The sequence below is a fragment of the Tenericutes bacterium MZ-XQ genome, from assembly GCA_002838205.1.
In the GTDB taxonomy this organism is placed as follows: domain Bacteria; phylum Bacillota_I; class Bacilli_A; order Acholeplasmatales; family Acholeplasmataceae; genus Mariniplasma.
Genome location: CP017950.1, coordinates 1865614 through 1885894 on the forward strand (window position 1 = coordinate 1865614; position 20281 = coordinate 1885894).

The window sequence follows — 20281 nt, forward strand, 5'->3', positions numbered from 1 at the left end:
CCTACTTTATACTTTCTAAATAATCACCAAAGATATCATCATCTGATGGTCTGATTGGATCAAAATATTCTGATAACCAAGTAACATTTAAGAAATGTTTATAATTAATATTTTCAGTTGTAATATTTCCACCCCAAGTACCACATCCTAATGATACAGTTGATGGCATACCATTAAAGAAGGCACCACCATTTGCAGGTGCTTGAGCTTGGTTAACCATGATTCGACTGGTTCTCATAAACTCGCCTAAATGGTTGATATATGTTTGGTTTTTCGTATGGATTCCGCAAGAATGTCCAGTACCATAATTATCTGTAAGTCTTACTAATATTTCGAAACCTTTTTCAAATGTGTCATATTTAAAAACAGTAAGTACTGGAGAAAGTTTTTCTTGTGAGAAGAAATCATTTTCAATATCTTTAGCACCCTCAACGAGCAACACTTGTATGTGATCACCGACATCTATACCAGCATCATGCGCAATTTTTTTAGCAGATTGTGCAACAATACCACCATGAATTGAACGATAGCCTTTAGCATTTACTGGCCACATATAAGCTTCTAATTGATTTCTTTCTTCAGGCTTGATTAAATAGCTTCCTAGTGTTTGTAATTCTTGAATTAAATCATCATATATAGATTCATGAATAATAATAGAGTTTTCACTTGAACAAGATGTCGCATGATCAAATTTTTTGCTTAAAAAGATTTTAGCTGCTGCATCTTTAACATCTGCATCTTCTGCAACAATTTGAACTGTGTTTCCAGGTCCTACTCCATAGGCAGGTCTTCCTGATGAATAAGCTGCTTTGACCATTGCTGAACCACCAGTAGCTAAAACAACATCAACCTGTTTCATAAGTTCATTGGTAAGTTCAATTGAAGGTTCTTCAATGATTTGAATCAAATCTAGAGGAGCACCAACTTTTCTTAAGCCGTCTCTCATAAAATCAACAGCCATTTTAGATGCTACTTTAGCTTTTGGATGTGGAGCGAAAATAACTGCGTTTCTACCCTTTAATATCGTAACTGCATTGCTCGAAGGCGTTGCTGTTGGATTGGTAACTGGTGTGAGTGCACCAACGACACCTACAGGTTTAGCATATTTTCTAATCTTCTTATCTTTATCTTCTTCAATAAGTCCTACAGATTTCTTACCCTTAACATCAGCAAGCACCCCTAAAACTTTATTCTTATGTTTTAAAACCTTATCTTTAACATTACCCATCTTGGTTTCTTCAACTGCTTTTTCAGCAAGCTTTTGGATGTTTTCGTCATTATAAACTTCCCAACCAATTGCAACACACACACGATCAATTTCTTCTTGTGTATAGTTGCTGATTTTTTCTTGAGCAATTCTAGCTTTTTCAATATAACTAGCTATAATTTCTTTTGATGTTTCCATGAATCTTCCTCCTTATAATATGATATTTAATGCATTCATAAACCATAGCAAAAAAGCTATAAATATGAGTGCCAAAAATGAAGCTATAAATAAATTTTTAAATAATAATTTTTTATTGACTTCTTCTGGAGAACTAGCAAGTGCTAATGCTCCCATGGTTGAAAATGGACTCACTGTAACAATATGAGATGCTACTGCGATTGAAATTGTTAAAACCGTTGGTGTCACAACACTTCCTAATTCTTGAGATAATTCAACTGTTGTTGGGATTAAAGTTGGCATAACAACACCTACAGCTGATGAAAATATCGACATCACACCTGATAATATAGACATGATTGGAATAGCAGTATGCTCGTTCATCAGTGTTGCTAAAAATGTTGTTAGAAGTGAAACACCACCAACTTCATCGGCAACTCTAATTAAAACTGCAGTTCCACAAATTAATAGTATGGTAGACCAAGGCACATTAGAAATTGCTTTATGTTGATCAGCTGATTTAAATATAAATAGTATTGCAGATAAAACAAATGCTGCAAACCCAACATTTACTTTGCCAATCATAACCCATAAAACCAACACAAGTACCATAAGTAATGTAAATATTTGTTGTTTGTTAAATCGTCCTGGTTTTTTGATTTCTATTTTATCGCCTCTAAGTTTTAGCCCACCTAAAGCAATAAATACTAGTCCAGAAAATAATGTCATAGCTAAGACGTTATTAAAATAGATATGAAATCCTAATTCACCTACACCATGTAATCTAGCCAATTCTAACGCTACTATACCATTAGGAGCAAGTGGTGATAATCCGCCTGCAATTGAACCTAATATAATCAAAATACTAACCATTAAAACAGATATATTTGCTTGAAAAGCAATGATGAGTCCAATGGGTAATAATAGTGCACTTGTAGATATATTTCCAGGTCCTAACGATGCAATAATAAGTGCTAAAAAGTAAAATATAATCGGAATTAATACTTTTTTGCCTTTACTCTGGTAAATGATGGTATTGGACAATCTTTCTAATGTCCCATTTAATTTTGCGATACTAAATAATAAAGTAATCCCAAATGTTGTGAAAAATAAAGTCATTGGCCAATATGAAATGATTTCAGATATTGGTATGCCACCACCGTAATAGCCTATAAATAAGGCGAAAACTAAGGCAATTAAACCAACATTTACATCTTTCCAAAACCCAATAATGATTGCTACGACAATAGCAAGTAGTGAAATAATTTCAATCATTTTATATCGACCCTCTCATATGTGATGACTTACTTTTGAAAACTTCTTTTTTCGATATCTTTTACGATGACACGTGCTTTTTCTAAGTTCTTAGCACGCCAATCTTCTAAGTTCTGTGTAAAACCTGTATTTAAGAATGCTTTTGCCATCTCAACGCCCATGATTGGTGCAATAATCCATCCACCCATACATAAGACGTTTGCGTCATTGATTGCTCTACATTTTTCTGCTGCATAAACTGATTCACAAGCTGCTCCATAAACACCTTCATGTTTATTTGCAACAATAGACATACCCATACCAGTGCCACAAATTAAAATGCCTTTTTCATAGACTTTATTTTGGATCAGTTTTGCACCCTTTTCAGCAACCTCAAAGAATGGAAATGGTTTTTCTTCATCTAGTGTACCAATATCCTCAACTTCATAGTTATTTTCTAATAAATAGCTTTTTACAGCTTCTTTCAATTGAAATCCTGATTTATCTGAACCTATAAATAATTTTTCCATATGCTTACTCCTTTATTTTTGTTTAATCACATCTAAAACTGCATCAACGATGTGATGTGCTTTTAGACCAAATTTTTCCATTAAGAAATCTTTTTTACCAACTTCACCAAAATGATCTTTAACACCAACTCTTCTCATTGGAGTTGGACAGTTTTCAGCTAATACTTCTGCAACAGCACTACCTAAACCATTAATGATGTTATGGTTTTCAGCTGTGACAACTGCTTTTGTTTTTTTAGCTTCTTCAATAATCATATCTTGATCAATTGGTTTAATTGTATGGATATTTACCACACTTGCAGAAATACCTTGCTCACTTAGAATCTTTTGGGCATCAAGAGCTTCTTTGACCATAATACCTGAAGCAAAGATAGATACATCTCTACCTTCTACGATTCTAGTAGCTTTTCCTAGTTCAAAGGTTTGATCATCTTCAAAAATCGCGTCAAACTCTTGACGTAATAATCTAATATAAACTGGACCATGATGTTTAATGATTTGCGGCATCATTGCTGCAAGTTGTACGCCATCAACTGGTTCAAATATAACCATACCAGGTAAGTTTCTCATCAGTCCAACATCTTCTAATGACATGTGTGTTCCACCGTTTAACTGAGCCATAACACCTGGATCCGAACCAACCATTTTTACATTCATTTTTGCATAGCAAACTGAAAGCGTCACTTGGTCAAAAACACGACGTGTCGCAAATGGTGTAAACGTATGTGTAAATGGTAATTTACCCATATTAGCAAGACCTGCAGCAACCCCAATCATATTGGCTTCTTGAACACCAACATTGATAGCGCGTTCTGGATAAACATCGAAGAAAGCTGTTGATTTTAAGGCTTTCATTAAATCAGCTTCAACGATGACTAATTCTGGATACTCTTTTGCATATTTGATGAGTAAATCAACATATATATCTCTTAATTGTCTATTTCTTAATTCGATCATTTTTCTAACCCCTCAATTGCTTGTTTTGCTAATTCTTTTGTCACTGGCATATTATGAGATCCAGCTTGGTTTTCACAGAAGTTTGCGCCTTTACCTTTAATGGTATTGCATATAATCATAGATGGCTTACCTTTAGTTGCTTTCGCATTTAAGATGGCTTCTTGAATAGCTATGACATCATGTCCGTCAATCACTTGCACATGCCAGTTAAATGCTTCCCATTTTTTATCAAGTGGTGACACATCATTAACTTGATCTACTGATCCATCAATTTGGAATTTGTTATAATCCGTAAATGCGATTAGATGATCTAACTTTCTACTGCCAGCAAACATTGCTGCTTCCCAAATTTGGCCTTCTTGAGACTCACCATCTCCAATAATTGCATAAACATGAAATGGTGCTTGATCCATTTGTGCAGCAGTTGCCATACCAACAGCTGCTGAGAACCCTTGTCCTAAAGATCCTGTTGTCATATCAACACCAACTGTTTTATTCATATCTGTATGCGATGGTAGGTCTGTATTTGAAATATTAAGTGTATCAAGTAATTCCATTGGGAAATATTCTTTTAATGCTAGTGTTGCATATACAGCAGGTCCACCATGTCCTTTTGATAAAACGAAACGATCTCTATTCGGTAGTTTAGGTTGCTTAGGATCAATATGCATTTGATCAAAATATAAAACTGCAAGTATATCTGCAATCGATAAACTTCCGCCGATATGACCCACGCCAAGTGTTGCGATACACCCAATCGTTAATTTTCTTATTTCTTTTGCTTTTTGTTCTAAAAATATGCGTTTTTCCATGTTCTCCTCCTAATATTGAACAATTTCTATGTTTAGCATTTCTGCAAGCATTTCTAATTTTTTAACAACATCTTTATATAATACAACAAAGTGTGGTTCCCATCCTTCTTTAACCATTTGCGTAATCATTGGTTTAACAGGTTGTTTGACTTTAACAACAACAGATGTACCTAAAAATTGTTGTGGTTTATCTAAAATCTCAGCTTTTGCAATAAAGAATCTAAATGAACCATCTGAATTCTTACCAATTCTAAATAGTGATGCTTCTTGACTTGGTTTTAGTCCAAACTCCATCGTTGGTCCAATTTTTCGATTTGGATGAACGCCAGTCGTTGCACCTAGGTCTGCTCTAGCTAGTGAACAAGCAGCTGTTCCACAATGCCAAAAAGTGATTGTGTTATCTTTTTCATCTAGGGATACTGGATCACCTAAGAATGTTGGTTCTTGAGATAACTGTCCACCAATATACATTGATAATGCACCATAAGCATCAGCTTCACATGCAGCAGCAATCTTTTGATCATTAAGAAGTCCTAACACACCACAAACAGGTGTTCCATAATCAGTAAAGAAATCTGGCCAACATCTTGAAGCTACTGCTTTGATATTATTCTTTAATATATAATCTTTATAGACTTGATATAATCTTACAAAATCATCTTTGTTTTTCTTTAAAGTTTGCTCCAACCCTACCATTTTTTGATGGGCTTCATCTGAAGCTTCTTTAGCCTCTTCTAAAGCAAGAGCTTTTGCTTTTTGAGTCAGTTCTCTAGACTCAATCGTCATTAAATTAACGCCAAATGTTTTCATAAGTTCAACATCATTTGCTCTACCAAATCCAAAGCCTTGAGGTGTGTCACCGATCACGAGTAAATTTGTTTGTCTTAACTCAAATTTGAGTTTAGCAACTTCATAAACATCACGAATGGTTTTTTGAACATCATCTTCTGAAGGCATCCCAAACACATATTGAATATGCTGATTTCTAATCTGATGAAAAGCATATCCTGCAGAAAATGCTCCAGTTAACGAATTCAATCTTAATCTTCCACCATCAATCACTGGTTCTCTTAATGTCCATAAAAGGACATCAGCATGTGTAAGTTTTAAGATTTCTGTCATATAGGCACTATTTGCAAATGTGATATTTTGAACAATCACCAAATCTGGTTCATGTTGATCTAAAAACGATTTTAATAAATCAAGTGATAGTAACATTTCATCTGGACAATGGATCGAATCATCAACACTCTTTAACAGTTCTATTGATGCTTCAAACAGTTTTTGTGCAGACTCCAAGTGGAATGTCCCAACACCTATTGGTAAATAACAGACATTTATTTTTCTCATATATTCTCCTTTTCTTTTCGGGTTATTTGATTAACTAAAACCCTCTTAGCTAAGCAAATACTCCAAAAAATTAAGTCATTGGGTGTTACGATGTGTAACACCCTATGACCTTGACTACATCTTATCGATTAAGGTGCAGCGTTCTTTAAAGCTGTTTCTAAATCTTGTAATAATTGTAGAGCTGTTTTATCGTTTTCTGGGTTAGCAGCATCTTCAACTAATTGGTTGATGATTGGATACATACCTGGAATCATAACTTGAGTTAACCAGTCTTGTACATATTTTTCATCAGTTGCAGCGATTTCATCTAAGAATACTGCATATTGGTCAGCAAAATTACCATAATCAACTTCAGCACCAAGTCTTGGAGTTAAATAAGGAACGCCACCAGTATAAGCATCGTGTTGTTCGCCTTCTGCCATCCATTCGATGAAGTCTTGAGCTCTCTTTTCAGTACCACTGTCTCTAAATGCAGCTAGTGATTTACCACCTAAAATTGTTGCACGATTTGTGCCTTGAGGCATTGGAACTACTGTCCAATCAAATTCTAGATCTTGATAGCCACTTACATTCCAGTTACCTGATACATGGAAACCATAAGCACCTGTGCGGAATAGTGAAGCTGAATTTTTAGTTACATAAGTATCTTCACTTAAGAAACCTTCAGTATAGAAATCCATTAACATTTGTAATGCATTAACTGCAGCAGTTGAAGTTAAATTGCTTTCTGTGTATGGAGTTTCCCATAGTTCAACACCATGTTGATAAAGCACTGGCATGAAACGGTGAGCTTGATGGTCAAATAGACCAGGAGCTAATACGCCATCTTTACCTTTAAGTTTGTTCATTTCAGTTTCGAATTCTGCCCAAGTCCAAACTGTTTCACCAAGTTCTGGATAATTAACACCATGAGCTTCTAGTAAATCTAGATTTACAAATAAACCATTTGCAGTGATATCCATTGGTAATGAAATAACTTCACCATCAGCGTTGTAGAATAAATTTGTGAATTTTGAAGTATCATAAACATCATCTAAAGGTATAATTTGTTCTTTAAAGTTGTTTAAGTGACCTTCAGTAACACGTGCTAATGCAGGTGCTTCTCCACCACTGATCATTGTCGCAAGTCTTGTTTCATAGTCATTATATGGAATACTAACTAATTCAATAACAATACCTGTTTCCTCTTCATAGTCATCCAGTAAACCTTGCATAACTTCACCTTCAGTACCATCACTCCACCATAGCATTTGAAGTGTTTTTTCTTCTTGGTTACAACCAACAAGCACTACAATTGACATGATGACAAACATAAAACCTAATACTTTCTTCATACTTTCCTCCTAAAATTTTTTTATAATTACCTGTGAAAAACACAGTGATTACCCTTTCATACCTGATTGAACTGTACCTTGAACAAATTGCTTTTGGAAAATGATAAAGATGATTAACATCGGAATCATTGAGATTGCAGATACAGCTAAAATCGAATTATAATCCGTATTAAACTCACCAGTGAAATTTGCAATTGCTAATTGTAATGTATATTTTTTAGGTGAATTAATTGCGATTAACGGCCATACATAATCATTCCAACGCCACATAAATGAGAAGATTGCCAGTGTTGCAATCGCTGGTTTTGCGTTTGGTAGAATAATGCTATAGAATATCTTCCACTCTGATGCACCATCAATACGCGCTGACTGAATGATCTCATCTGGTATAGTGAGTAAATATTGTCTCATTAAGAATATACCTGTAGGTGTCGCAGCTGGTGGAATAATCAAAGCCCATAAAGAATTATATAATCCAAAGAATTTTAAAACTGAAAATATTGGAACCATAATGATTTCAAGTGGAAGCATGATCGTTGATAAAATGATAAGCATGATCACAGAATCCCCTTTAAATCTAAACTTAGCAAGCGCATATCCTGACATTGAATTAATGACAACAGCTAATACTGTTGAAGATACCGCTACAATAAATGAGTTAAATATATATCGTCCAAAATTTCCACCTTGTAATGCTTCAACATAATTATTTGTCGTCCACTGATTTGGGAAAAATGTCGGATTTGTTGAAAAGAGTTCATTAATTGGTTTAAATGATGAGAATATAATGTATAAAACTGGAATTAAAAATACTAAAACTAAAATACTTGCAATTGTATACTGAGGTATGGTTGCTTTTTTCATTTATTCTCACCTCTTCTCGACATAAAGAAATTAAATGCTGTGAAAATTGTAACTATTAAAAGCATAACAACTGACATTGCACTTGCAAGTCCAACATGATAACTTTGGAATGCTGTCTCATAGATATATTGAACAGTAAATGTTGTTGCATCAAATGGTCCACCACCTGTTAAGGTTACAACAAGTGGATAAGTTTTAAATATCTCCATAGTTACTAAGATGAAAACCATAAGTCTAGCAGCTCTTAATGAAGGATATGTCACAAAAAGAAACTTTTGAACTTTTGTGGCACCATCAACTTCTGCTGCTTCATATAATGATTCAGGGATACTGAGCAATGCTGCAACAAATATAATCATATAATATCCTGAACGTGACCATAGTATCGCAAACACAACAGACCACCAAGCAAAATCAGGATTGATAAATGTTTGCATTGGATTTAATCCAAGTGCTTTAAGTGTTGTATTAAACAATCCAAAATCACCTGCTAAAATCCATTGCCATATAATCCCTACAACAATAGCAGAAATCATTACCGGCCAATAATAAACAGCTCTAAAAAATCCTTTAGCTTTAATCGGTTGTACGATTAAAGTTGCAATTAAAAGAGAAGCTACAAACATCAGAGGAACAGTTACTAAAACTAATTTTATCGTATTCCACATTGCAGCAAGAAAATCTGGATCTGCAAAAATTTCCTTATAATTGGCAAGTCCTATCCAATCAGGACTACCAAAAGTAAATAATGACATATCTGTAAAGGAATAATATATCCCTATCAGTGCTGGTAAAATAATGAAAATCGAAAAAATTAATAAGTTAGGTAGTAAAAACAAATACGGTACTATCTTTTGTTTCAATATGAATGATTGATAGCTTTGTGTTTTACGCCTCATACATTTTCCTCCTGCATAAGATTTTTGTGTGTTATATTTTCAAAAAGTGTTTTGTGTTTACTTAATGCTCTATAAAAAACTGGTGGGTATCCTATCGGACAAGAAACTGTAACAGTTTGATTACCTTCAAAATGTTTGCCAGTCCACATATGAACCCAAGTATCATTTGGCAAATATACTTCTTGATGTGTTTGCTCTGGATGAACTACTGGTTTGATTAGAATATCTTTTCCAAATAAATATTCATACTGCAAATCATAAGTTTTTTCATCATTTGGATAATGTAGAAACAATGCTCTTTGTAAAGGATATCCAAATGCATGTGCTTCATCAACTAACTCAAGGATATATGGCTTTAAGTCATATCTTATATGTGTCATTCTTGCCATTAAACTTAACGTATCTTCATCATTATAGAATTGAAAGTTTTGAAGTGGTCTATTGCCCTCATGTGTTCTCATATATGATGTAAATACATTCATTTCTAACCAACGATCAAAAAGCTCTTTAGTTCTAATATTTCCATGTAAACTTGTATATCCGCCGATATCACTATGTGTATATGGATTACCAATAATGCCTGTAGATAATGCTGATGGAATCACTGATGCGATACCATCATGTAATTCCCAATTAACGCTTTGATCTCCAGCCCATAATGATGTCGCATACTGTTGTGACCCATGACCACCTGCGCGCATGAAGTAGAAAATTTTACCTAAATTATCAGTTTCTTTGACTGCTTCATAATTACATTTTGCCCATAGCACCGGCCACTCATTATGCATCAGCTTTGCGTCTTTTCCATTATGCAGCTTACAATCTACTGGTAAATACTCACCAAAATCTGCCATCCATCCTTTGATGCCTAAATCGATAATGTTGGTTTTAATGACTTCTTTGTACCAATGGAATGCTTTAGGATTTGTTAAATCAACAATACCACAATAGAACTCACCAAAATCTTCTTTATATACTTGATCATCTTGATTAAGAACTAAATGTCCTTGTTCTTTCGCACGATTAAACAGTGATTCGTTTTCTAATAAAAACGGACAAATATATGTCAAGAAAGCTATATTTTTTTCATCTAGCTTTTTGATTTCTTGTTTTAAATTTGGATACAACTCATGGCTGACTGTCCAGTTCCAATAAAGTCTTTTCCCAAAAGATGTATAATTAATTCCAGCCCAATCTTGACACCAAAGGCCAGAAACTAAAACATCATGTTTTTTTGCTTGATCTAAATATTTCAAAACTTGATCCATGCCACCTTGAACGCCTAGGATCATGCCGTTATGTAAAAACTCAGGTAGTTTGGGTGGTCTTTTTGTATACTTTGTAAGGTTCTCAATAAGATCCAAAAAGGTTTCTTGATAGGAAATCATGATTTGCTTTGGAACTTCCCAAAAGAAAAGTTCATGATAGTTATCATTTTTAAAATTAAAAACTGAATATGCATAAGTATCTGCATGCAACCAATATTTTCTAGTAGATACAAATGTTGGCTCTGGATAATAGGTTGTATAGTAATCTCCACCAGCTTTATCATAAAGATCTGCATAAAATGTGGTTAAAGACTTCTTATCTCTACCTACACCTGGTTCAGATGTCCAAAGTGGATAACTTCTATGTCTTAAATTAAAATATGATGCCTGTTCTCCACAACCATAAACCTTTTCCTGTTTTTCGGCATAAAATCTTATCCAAAATCGATTATATGGTTGACTAGAATCAATCTTTATAACTAGCCTTTGTTCTTCTTCAGTAAATGTAACTCTTAACTCATTTAGGAAATAACTAAAAACAATTTGAGTATCATTAACTTTAGCATCTACCAATGGTATTTTGCTTTCTATATCATCATGGATTTCAAAATTACCACGATAATGTTCGATTGTTTCATTTCCTTGACCAACAAAAAACGCAGGTTGTTGATCTGTGTGTTTAATTACAAGTTGCTCTTTAAAATAGACATTTAATTGATTGTCGTGTTGCTTTATCTCTATCATGGTAACCTCTATATATTTAAAATTTTATCTCTATATTTTCTCCAGTAATGCCTATATGAGCACCTAGATCAATCATTTTTTGATGTTCATTGTGAACTAACAACCATTTATTCGTTTTGAAGAGCAATACGTCTTCTTCTGTTTTATTGTCATCAAGTTTAATGAACTCTGTGTTCGTACCCATAGGTAAGACAATGCCACACTTAAATCCTGTGGACATTGTCTTACATGGAGAAAAATGAAGCACCCTAGGGTGTAATTCAAGAACAGTACGCTCTGGTATATAAAAGGCTTTAAGACTTTTTGAATCAATGGAATGATTATTTATATCTTTGTGTAATCCTAATAGCAACACAATAGGTGATAAAGCTACAATGACTTCTGAAGATTTATGATATTCTAGAGCATTTAACTTTGTATTGTGGCCATTCACATAACCTGTCTGAACATCGACAAACCCAAATACGCGGGATAATATATATGTATCTTTTAATTCTTTTAAGATATTTTCTTCATGGGCTACATAAACATTATTTTGTTCAGGTATGTGCGTATGTTGGTCAAGATAATCAAAATATTCTAAAAACTCATTAGAGTCAAGGATGTTACCGTAATTTTTAAATGATTTATTGCTGATTTCAAGTAATTCAAGTGATTTATTCTTTGCTTTAAGTTTCTCTAATCGTTCGTTCATTTTAATGTAACCGCTTTCTTCATTGTGTTAAAAAAATAAAGCCAAAATTCCTCTGACTTCTATTGTGAAAAGGAAAAACACTGGTATGATTATTGTCAGTTCAACGTTTTTTCTCTATTTCTCTAAACGGTATATGATCATGTCTTTAAGTGTATTATATCACTTTTTTTATAATTTAAAAGAGGAAAATCATATTTTTTTACGTAAATATATTACTTTTTTTCTCGGTTAGTATAAACAAGAGACATTTATTTATATTAATTATAAACATAAAATAAACAAAGGAATATATACAGCAAGGAATAAATCTTACTCTTTTACTTAAGAAATTGCATATTTTCCTCGTTTTTATAAAGATTACGTTCAAAAGTTCATAAAATTCATGTATAATAAAATTTTGGAAAAAGGAGATATTATTTATGAATTTACTCAAACTTAAGAAAAATATGTATTTAGCATTAATATCATCTCTACTGATGTTGACTGGTGTTTTTATAGGCTTTCAGGACGGAGGCTTTTTTAAAGGGTACTTCTCAATACTTTTTTCTTCTAGTGTTCTCCTAAGTGATTATATAACCATTGGAGGGCTCGGACCAACTTTGTTTAATGTTGGATCTTTAATGCTTCTCTCTTACTTAATCATTCGTGCTCTAAAGTTAGAAATTAATGGTCCCTTATTTGCTGGTGTATTTACTATCGGTGGCTTCGCTTTTTTTGGAAAAAACTTACTCAACGTTTCTTTAATCTATCTAGGTGTATTCTTATATGCCTATCTAAGAAAAAAGGATATACGTGAAATATTAATCATTTTTTTGTTTGCAACAGGTATCAGTCCGATTTCTAGCGTCATGATGTTTGGTTTTGGATTACCTTATGTCATTGGGATCCCATTAGGCATCTTTTTAGGTATAGCTTCAGGATTTTTGCTGGTGGAACTATCTTTTCATGTTCATACATTTCACAAAGGATACAATTTGTACAATGTGGGATTTGCTTGTGGGATTTTAGCAATTTTCTTTACGAGTATCTTTGATTTGTTTGGTCTAGAAAGTGTTAAAAACAATGCTTTTTCTTCAGAAGCACACTGGTTCTTGTTTTCTATTTATTTAGTTTTCTGTCTATTTTACTTGATTTCTGGCTTTGTACTAAACAGCTTTTCTTTTTCTGGTATTAAAGAACTATCAGAAAAAAACCAAGAAAACACTGTCTGTTATAAAGAAAACTATTCACTTGCCATTGCAAAAATCAATGTTGGGTTAAACGGTTTAATTGTTCTATTCATTCTTTTCGCTTTTGAAATTACATTTAGTGGACCTGTTATGGGTGGATTATTTACCATCTTAGGGTTCAGCGCTTATGGTAAACATATTAGAAATACCTGGCCACCGATGATTGGTGTTTTGGTAACCATTGTATTGTTTAATGTTGAATTAGAAGTTGGTATTATTTTAGCGGTATTGTTTTCAACTGCTTTAGCACCTCTTGCTGGAACACATGGTATAATCATTGGTTTAATCTCGGGTATCGTTCATTTACCCATATTATTAAGTTTTAAGGACATACATGGAGGACTTTTACTTTATACAAACGGATTTGCTGCAGCTTTCACGGCCGTTATTGTAGATACTTTTATTAGATCTTTTAGCACAAACGAAAATAACTTAACTGATGAAATATAAACTTAAATAAGTAATTGATACTTGATAAATCACAAATGAAAAAAAGAACCTTGTCATAAAATATTTTACGACAAGGTTTTTTCATTTTAGTTTGCACTCTTTATGTTTTTCAAGATAAAGCGGTATGCTTTCATTGAAAAATGTAATAAACGTTTTTGTAATATTCTCTAAAGATTCTGGTAGGACACCCAAAGCTTGTTGGAGGGCAATACCATCTATCGCAGCTATAAGGATAGATGCAACACTCTTTTGACATAGACTTTCATCGATCTCAAACGCATCTTTAAAAAGTTTTGAGACAACATCAATCATAAGCTCATAATATTTACGATACTCTTCTTTTAAAGCGTCATCTTTCTTAACTATTTCGCTTAAAATTTGAATATGAAGTTTTTGTTCTTCTGTTTTTTTAATTCTTTGTTCTACATGCTTATTGATTTCTTCGATTAAAGGCTTACCCTTTAGTTGATGTTGTCCTTTTTCTACTTCCTTATATAAAGCATTTGTAAAATATAATGATTGTTGCATCGCATCAAAAATCAAGTCATCCTTACTTTGATAAAAATGATAGATTGCTCCTGTTGTTAATCCAGCTTTTTTAGCGATTTTTCTTACCGACACTTGATCAAGAGGTAACTCTTTTAAAGTCTCAAGTGCAGCGTTTATGATATGCTGTTTTCTTTGATTGATTTGTTCCATAAACTCACTTCCTATACATATCATAACATATTTTATATGTTTTAAGCTAAAGCTTTAATCTCTTGATAAGCTTTTAAATCTATATATAGTTCATCTTTATATGGATTTCTCTTTGTCTTAACAACTTTGTAAATCATATATGCTACAACAGCGATATTTACAAGTAATGATAAGACCCCAAAAATCGTATAAATCGTCTCGTTATATGTACTCTCTACAACAAATCTACCTTCATCTTGGAAAAGCGGAAATGTTTGTGCAAACATACACCAAATGGCAAGTGTTTGCGCACGATGTTGAAGCCATGCACCCTTACCAACTGTAAATGCACAAAGTGTCGGTGCAGCCAATAAGGCTAAACCAGCATAGAAAGAATGTGTTGGAATTGCATTATATGTATATGTGAAATTCCATAAATCATAAGCAATGATCCAAAACCACAACATATCAGGCCATAGCATGTCTTGAGATTTGTCCTTTTTCGTTTGCTTTCTAATGACAATACCTACCCAACCGGTAATCGCAACTATATTTAAAATACCTGCAATCCCATTCATGTAATTCCAAGAACCCCCAATAACCCCAGTAACGTCACCGGCAATTTGACCAGAAAACTGATTAAAGTAAGTGATTCCGATTTCAAAATCTCTGATGACAGCTTCTAGGATATTAATCGCTAAAATCAGTGGTGGAAATGCCAAAGCCCATTTCTTATCTCTGAGTCTCCATAAAACTTTCCCAGTTGCTTTATCCTTCTTTTCATAAAAACGTATAAACCAAAAGCCAATACATCCTGCTAAAGATGAATAAACTTTAAGTAAATGAAACCAATCTGTATAGGTTTTATCAGATAAAACTGTAAACCACAATACTGTTAAAATCACTGGAACCACTACAAACATCGAAAAACCAATCCATTTAAATCTTCTAGTGACTTCATTTAATCCAAATAAACCCACTAGGACAAGCACCCATGCTAAAATAGCAATCCACGCGCCATGCGTAAAAACAAACATCTTATACATCTCCTTTAGTTTTATAAAAATAACAATCGTTATGTTTCTATATATGTTATAACACGCTTAAGATGAAAATACAATATGGATAATAAAAAAATAAAGAAATGTAGTCGTAAAGCCATATCGTTAGTATCTCTATCCTTCATGTCTTGTCTTTTAGTCTTTCCGCTTTAAAAACCTTTCTATACATATTCATAATCATAAAAAAAGATGTTAGTAGATTTTTATTCCACTAACATCTTATCTTTACTTTTAAAAAGGAAAATCGTATACATGTCTTTATGTTTCTTTGTGTAGTTATTTTTTAATATTCTGTTTCAAAATGATAGTCTACCGTCTCAAAATCAGCAAAATCATAAACGAACTGGAAATCATAGTCGATATCATCATCTAAAACATGAAAATTAAATATAAGCTTGTTTTCATCTATAATCTTAATACTCATTTTGAACTCTGAATTCATGTTTAAATCTTCAAAAGTATCATCTGGAAGAAAACCTTCTATTAAATCATTTAATGTACCAAATATATAATAATGATCATCTCGATGATGCGCAAAAAGTGTTTCAGAGAATAAAAATGATACTGAGGTAGATATACCTATCTCTTCCATAATCTCATCTATACTTAATACTTCAAAAGTTGTTTCATTATTATCCTTATAGCGTTTGATGTATCTATGATGATCTTCCTCATAAGCATAAACTGTCAGGTCAAATGGAGTCCAGTTATAAAAATAAAATGGATCAGTTCTAAATCCCATCTTAGAACGTATTTTAATATCTAAAACATCTAATGTATACTCAGCTGTATACATCGTTTTACCTTCAAATACTTCCAAAGCTTCATTTAAACTATTCATATCATTTTGACTTTTATTGATTCTTAAACCATAAATATATTCAAATTGGTTTGAATAAAGAGTGCCTTCACACTCGATGACATTTCCATGAGTTTCAATACCTGAACTTCCAACTTTAATCTCATAGTATTTGTTCTCTTTAGTTAAAACAATGTCTTTTTCAACAGCGTCGTCATGATGATTTGGAAAAACTAAAATAGTTAAAGATAACTCACCTATATATCCTTCTTCATCAAGTTCATATTTAACATAGAACTTTCCATCAATATTATCTAAAGAAATGTCCATATAATCTTCATAATTATCCATATTCAACTCATAAATAAAATCATAGGCTCGTCCATTGGGATCATAATCTCCAGTCGAATCTTTACAGCCAAATAAAACTATAGACAAACTTATAGCCATCAAAAAAACACTGATCTTTTTCATTCACATACTCCCCTGATTTGATTTATTATTCTAATTATATCTCAATAAATTGCTTTTTAAAAGACTTCATATGGATTATACATGCTATACTATAATCAAAATACCTATAAGGGGGCATTACTATGTTTAGAATCATTAGAGAATACGAAAGCGGGGTAAAATTTAGATTTGGTAAATATATCAAAAAACTAAAGCCAGGATTAAGATTAGTCATCCCAGTGATACATGAGATTAGAAAAATCGATTTAAGAACAATCACTCAAGATGTACCTCAACAAAAAACAATCACCAAAGATAACGTAACCATTACAATTAATGCAGTTGTTTACTTTAGAGTTTTCGACGCTGAAAAAGCTGTTTTAGAAGTCAAAGATTCATATTTTGCGGTCACACAACTCGCACAAACCACCTTAAGAAACTCCATAGGTGGCGTTGAACTAGATGAACTTTTATCTAATTTAAAGAAAATTTCTAAAGATATCAAGGAAATTATTGATTTAGAAACAGATCCATGGGGCATTAAAGTTGAACGCGTTGAAATCAAAGACATTAAACTGCCTGAAGATATGGAACGAGTCATCGCTAAAGTTGCTGAAGCTGAAAGAGAAAAACGTGCAATCATTGTTAAATCAGCTGGTGAAGTTGAAGCTGCACTGAAACTTTCAGAAGCTGCAAGAACCATGGCAGAAACTCCAGGTGCTATGCATTTAAGAACACTTGCTACATTAAATGATTTATCATCAGATCAGTCAAACACTATTGTATTTGCAATGCCTGTTGAAATTCTAAGATATTTTGAATCTAAAAACCAAAATCAGTTGTCTGAACTGGTAAAAGTTATTAAAGATAACAAATAATTACATCAAAAGCGGTAAAGGTAAAAATCCTTATCGCTTTTTCGTATACTGAGACTTTGAGTTATCTCTTGGTCTTTTATTTTTTAGACATTGGTAGAAAATGAAGAAATATCGAGAGACACAAAAATTCCCTTCCAATATTTATTTATTCTATAAATCAACTTGTTTTAATCTATTTCACATGTTATATTTATTGTATAAATATAAAACGAGGTGTTATTATGGCTTTAAAAACCTTTAAAAAACAATTACTTCTAGATGGTAAACCAAAAACATTGTTATTTGCTGAATTCCATTATTATAGAACACCTAAGCATTTGTGGGAAAAGCGATTGGAACTCATTATAGAAGCTGGATTTGATGGTATAGCTTCATATATCCCATGGCTTATTCATGAAACAAAAGAAAATGATTTTGATTTCACAGGGAAATATCGTGGTGAGCATGATTTAGTTTCTTTTATTGAATTACTAAAAAGTCATCATCTCTTTTTTATACCAAGACCTGGCCCATTCATTATGGCTGAAATGAAAAATGATGGCATTCCATTTTGGGTATATGAAAAATACCCTGATATAAAACCAATTACATGGAATCACAAACAAGGCACTACTGTTACTGTTGATTACATGAATGAAAATTTTTTGTCTACTTCTAAAAAATACTATGAACAAATCATTCCTTTATTATCTAAATATCTATATCCAAATGGTAATATTGTAGCTATGCAATTAGATAATGAAGTTGGCATGCTTTCATGGGTGAGTAATAACCCTGAACTAAATGATTCTGTTTTAAAATCTTTTATATCCTATCTAAAAACAACCTATAAAGATGTTAATCAGCGTTATGATTTCATTGATTCAAGTTTAGATGTTATTGCAGAAAAAGTTAGAAAACCTGAAGAGTCCTATCTTGACAAACTTCATGTAGATATTGGCTATTTTTTTAGAAAAAGATTAAGTGATTACATTGATATTTTAAAGACAATAGCTAATGAGTTGGGTTTTTCTAATCAATTAATGATTATTAATATTCATGGCTGTAGTCAAGGCAGAACCATGACATATCCCATTGGAATATCTCAACTTTATGGGACTTATTATAAAAAATCTAATATGATTTCAGGTAGTGATGTATATATCAATGATTTTACTGTTCCTAACTTACAAGATACTTATATGGCAAATATACTTACAGATGCAACAAATGATGAAGATCAGCCATTAACAAGTTTAGAGTTTAGCGCGGGTACAGGTGATTATGGTAATAACTTCTCACAAAGATACTCAACTTCAAGAATCGATTTTTTAACACGATCATTTATTGCATTAGGAAATCGACTTCTTAACTATTACACATTTGTAGGTGGTAGAAATTATAGATTTGATTCCTCTTTAGGCGATGGAAATGATCGAATTGCAACAACCGGTGAAACACATGGATATGCAGCGCCTATTGATCCATCTGGTCAAAAAAGTTATGTCTATCAAAAAACTAAAGAAGTTATCCATCTCATAAAAAATCATGGTAACTTTTTAGCAACCCAAATGCCTATATTAGATAATATCACTTATGGATTTATCCCTGATTATTTTATGACAGAATTTCATTATCCTGATATTAAAAATGAAATTCATCAAAACTTAACTAAATACCGAGCTGGTTCATTCTGGGACGTCGTTGTAAAATCATTATTACTACTTAACTATAACTTTGATGCTACAGACTTACAAAAAAAGGAATTAGATCCAAATAAATTATGTATACTGCCATCTGCATCATATATGCCAAAAGATGTTCAACAAAAACTTGTAGATTTCTTAAAAAAAGATGGGAAATTACTACTATATGGCGAACTTCCAAGATTTGATTTAGAAGGTGATTCTTGTACATTATTGGTAGATTATTTCAATCTTGAGTTTATACGTAATGAAGAACATAAACGACACCCTTTTAGAACATCAATTGTTGCTCATCAATTTATAAGTGATTGTCCTGAACTGCATAGACCTTATTATCAAACATGGAAATCAAAAGAGGAAAAAGATGTTTTATTTTCAGTTTATCATTTAAATGAAGCGTGTGGGTTTTTCTTTAATGAACCTAAAAAACATGCAGCATTGATCACAGCAGAATATCGAAGCGATCTCGATATGTTTGATCAAATCATCAAGTTATTTGGAATAGAAAAACGAATTCATATAACTGAAAATTTATATCACGGATTGTTTGCAATTGAAACAAAAAATGAATTGGGTGAGGGTTATTTACACCTCATAAACTTAGATGACTTTGATAAGACATTTGATATATCAACACCTACAATACAAAACAAATCCTTATATATAGAACAAAGATCAGCTTTAATGTTACCAATCAATTTAGAAATTGTAAACGGCTTAACCATCCGTTATTCTAGTAATGAAATCCAATATTTTGATGAAGAAAAAATTATCATTTCTTTAAATGGACCAACTTTTGAATGTATGATAGACACTCATAAAGAAATCCTTTCAAATGATCCAACTGTAGAAATCGTAAGAAATGAAACTTCTATATTCATCAGAAAATCAAAACGTTATTATGGCGAAAAGACAACGGAATTACTCATAAAATAACTTAGAACAAAAGTGAATAAAT

Annotated in this window: 17 protein-coding genes; 3 read left to right on the plus strand and 14 right to left on the minus strand. The window is 32.5% G+C overall.

Features of this window, described 5'->3' with window-relative positions:
* Position 1 precedes the first annotated feature (1 nt).
* The 11 genes from BK011_09245 to BK011_09295 form a co-directional block, all read right to left on the minus strand.
* Positions 2 to 1405, minus strand: coding sequence for an aldehyde dehydrogenase (locus tag BK011_09245; protein ID AUD65861.1), 1404 nt, complete (start codon positions 1403 to 1405; stop codon positions 2 to 4).
* A gap of 12 nt (positions 1406 to 1417) precedes the next feature.
* On the minus strand, positions 1418 to 2659 hold the full coding sequence (locus BK011_09250) for a hypothetical protein (GenBank protein ID AUD65862.1): 1242 nt from the start codon (positions 2657 to 2659) through the stop codon (positions 1418 to 1420).
* Positions 2660 to 2688: 29 nt separating this feature from the next.
* Positions 2689 to 3168 carry a sugar phosphate isomerase gene (locus tag BK011_09255; GenBank protein ID AUD65863.1) on the minus strand — a complete coding sequence of 160 codons (480 nt, stop codon included), beginning with the start codon at positions 3166 to 3168 and terminating at the stop codon, positions 2689 to 2691.
* A 12-nt stretch (positions 3169 to 3180) separates the two neighbouring features.
* Positions 3181 to 4125, minus strand: coding sequence for a transketolase (locus tag BK011_09260; protein AUD65864.1), 945 nt, complete (start codon positions 4123 to 4125; stop codon positions 3181 to 3183).
* Positions 4122 to 4937 carry a transketolase gene (locus BK011_09265; GenBank protein AUD65865.1) on the minus strand — a complete coding sequence of 272 codons (816 nt, stop codon included), beginning with the start codon at positions 4935 to 4937 and terminating at the stop codon, positions 4122 to 4124. Before BK011_09265 ends, BK011_09260 begins: the two co-directional genes overlap by 4 nt.
* 9 nt (positions 4938 to 4946) lie before the next feature.
* On the minus strand, positions 4947 to 6287 hold the full coding sequence (locus BK011_09270; GenBank protein ID AUD65866.1) for a fucose isomerase: 1341 nt from the start codon (positions 6285 to 6287) through the stop codon (positions 4947 to 4949).
* 128 nt (positions 6288 to 6415) lie between these two features.
* Positions 6416 to 7621, minus strand: coding sequence for a hypothetical protein (locus BK011_09275; GenBank protein AUD65867.1), 1206 nt, complete (start codon positions 7619 to 7621; stop codon positions 6416 to 6418).
* A 48-nt stretch (positions 7622 to 7669) separates the two neighbouring features.
* Positions 7670 to 8485, minus strand: a complete 816-nt coding sequence (locus tag BK011_09280) for a sugar ABC transporter permease (protein ID AUD65868.1) — start codon at positions 8483 to 8485, stop codon at positions 7670 to 7672.
* Complete coding sequence (locus BK011_09285; GenBank protein ID AUD65869.1) at positions 8482 to 9384, minus strand: hypothetical protein; 903 nt, start codon at positions 9382 to 9384, stop codon at positions 8482 to 8484. Before BK011_09285 ends, BK011_09280 begins: the two co-directional genes overlap by 4 nt.
* Positions 9381 to 11393: an alpha-glucosidase gene (locus BK011_09290; protein ID AUD66183.1), complete on the minus strand. Its 2013-nt coding sequence runs from the start codon at positions 11391 to 11393 to the stop codon at positions 9381 to 9383. Before BK011_09290 ends, BK011_09285 begins: the two co-directional genes overlap by 4 nt.
* Before the next feature lie 19 nt (positions 11394 to 11412).
* Positions 11413 to 12090: a hypothetical protein gene (locus BK011_09295; GenBank protein AUD65870.1), complete on the minus strand. Its 678-nt coding sequence runs from the start codon at positions 12088 to 12090 to the stop codon at positions 11413 to 11415.
* A 419-nt stretch (positions 12091 to 12509) separates the two neighbouring features.
* Here BK011_09295 and BK011_09300 point away from each other — a divergent pair, with 419 nt between their 5' ends.
* The gene (locus BK011_09300) at positions 12510 to 13769 is read left to right on the plus strand and encodes a hypothetical protein (GenBank protein ID AUD65871.1); all 1260 of its coding nucleotides are present in this window, start codon (positions 12510 to 12512) and stop codon (positions 13767 to 13769) included.
* Between the two features lie 81 nt (positions 13770 to 13850).
* On the opposite strand, the gene BK011_09305 is transcribed toward BK011_09300, so the two are convergent.
* The 3 genes from BK011_09305 to BK011_09315 all read right to left on the minus strand — a co-directional run bounded on the left by BK011_09305 (position 13851) and on the right by BK011_09315 (position 16781).
* Positions 13851 to 14468, minus strand: a complete 618-nt coding sequence (locus BK011_09305) for a hypothetical protein (GenBank protein AUD65872.1) — start codon at positions 14466 to 14468, stop codon at positions 13851 to 13853.
* Positions 14469 to 14509: 41 nt separating this feature from the next.
* The gene (locus BK011_09310; protein ID AUD65873.1) at positions 14510 to 15484 is read right to left on the minus strand and encodes a hypothetical protein; all 975 of its coding nucleotides are present in this window, start codon (positions 15482 to 15484) and stop codon (positions 14510 to 14512) included.
* A 307-nt stretch (positions 15485 to 15791) separates the two neighbouring features.
* Entirely contained in the window at positions 15792 to 16781 is a 990-nt protein-coding gene (locus BK011_09315) for a hypothetical protein (GenBank protein ID AUD65874.1), read from the minus strand.
* Positions 16782 to 16903: 122 nt separating this feature from the next.
* Here BK011_09315 and BK011_09320 point away from each other — a divergent pair, with 122 nt between their 5' ends.
* Positions 16904 to 17638: a hypothetical protein gene (locus BK011_09320; protein ID AUD65875.1), complete on the plus strand. Its 735-nt coding sequence runs from the start codon at positions 16904 to 16906 to the stop codon at positions 17636 to 17638.
* Positions 17639 to 17859: 221 nt separating this feature from the next.
* Positions 17860 to 20259, plus strand: coding sequence for a hypothetical protein (locus BK011_09325; protein AUD65876.1), 2400 nt, complete (start codon positions 17860 to 17862; stop codon positions 20257 to 20259).
* Positions 20260 to 20281: the final 22 nt, after the last annotated feature.

Coding starts and splice junctions, on each gene's coding strand:
- BK011_09265 (AUD65865.1), bottom strand. CDS start 4,937: ATGGAAAAACGCATATTTTTAGAACAAAAAGCAAAAGAAATAAGAAAA.
- BK011_09315 (AUD65874.1), bottom strand. CDS start 16,781: ATGAAAAAGATCAGTGTTTTTTTGATGGCTATAAGTTTGTCTATAGTT.
- BK011_09305 (AUD65872.1), bottom strand. CDS start 14,468: ATGGAACAAATCAATCAAAGAAAACAGCATATCATAAACGCTGCACTT.
- BK011_09280 (AUD65868.1), bottom strand. CDS start 8,485: ATGAAAAAAGCAACCATACCTCAGTATACAATTGCAAGTATTTTAGTT.
- BK011_09245 (AUD65861.1), bottom strand. CDS start 1,405: ATGGAAACATCAAAAGAAATTATAGCTAGTTATATTGAAAAAGCTAGA.
- BK011_09250 (AUD65862.1), bottom strand. CDS start 2,659: ATGATTGAAATTATTTCACTACTTGCTATTGTCGTAGCAATCATTATT.
- BK011_09255 (AUD65863.1), bottom strand. CDS start 3,168: ATGGAAAAATTATTTATAGGTTCAGATAAATCAGGATTTCAATTGAAA.
- BK011_09275 (AUD65867.1), bottom strand. CDS start 7,621: ATGAAGAAAGTATTAGGTTTTATGTTTGTCATCATGTCAATTGTAGTG.
- BK011_09285 (AUD65869.1), bottom strand. CDS start 9,384: ATGAGGCGTAAAACACAAAGCTATCAATCATTCATATTGAAACAAAAG.
- BK011_09300 (AUD65871.1), top strand. CDS start 12,510: ATGAATTTACTCAAACTTAAGAAAAATATGTATTTAGCATTAATATCA.
- BK011_09320 (AUD65875.1), top strand. CDS start 16,904: ATGTTTAGAATCATTAGAGAATACGAAAGCGGGGTAAAATTTAGATTT.
- BK011_09270 (AUD65866.1), bottom strand. CDS start 6,287: ATGAGAAAAATAAATGTCTGTTATTTACCAATAGGTGTTGGGACATTC.
- BK011_09260 (AUD65864.1), bottom strand. CDS start 4,125: ATGATCGAATTAAGAAATAGACAATTAAGAGATATATATGTTGATTTA.
- BK011_09325 (AUD65876.1), top strand. CDS start 17,860: ATGGCTTTAAAAACCTTTAAAAAACAATTACTTCTAGATGGTAAACCA.
- BK011_09295 (AUD65870.1), bottom strand. CDS start 12,090: ATGAACGAACGATTAGAGAAACTTAAAGCAAAGAATAAATCACTTGAA.
- BK011_09310 (AUD65873.1), bottom strand. CDS start 15,484: ATGTTTGTTTTTACGCATGGCGCGTGGATTGCTATTTTAGCATGGGTG.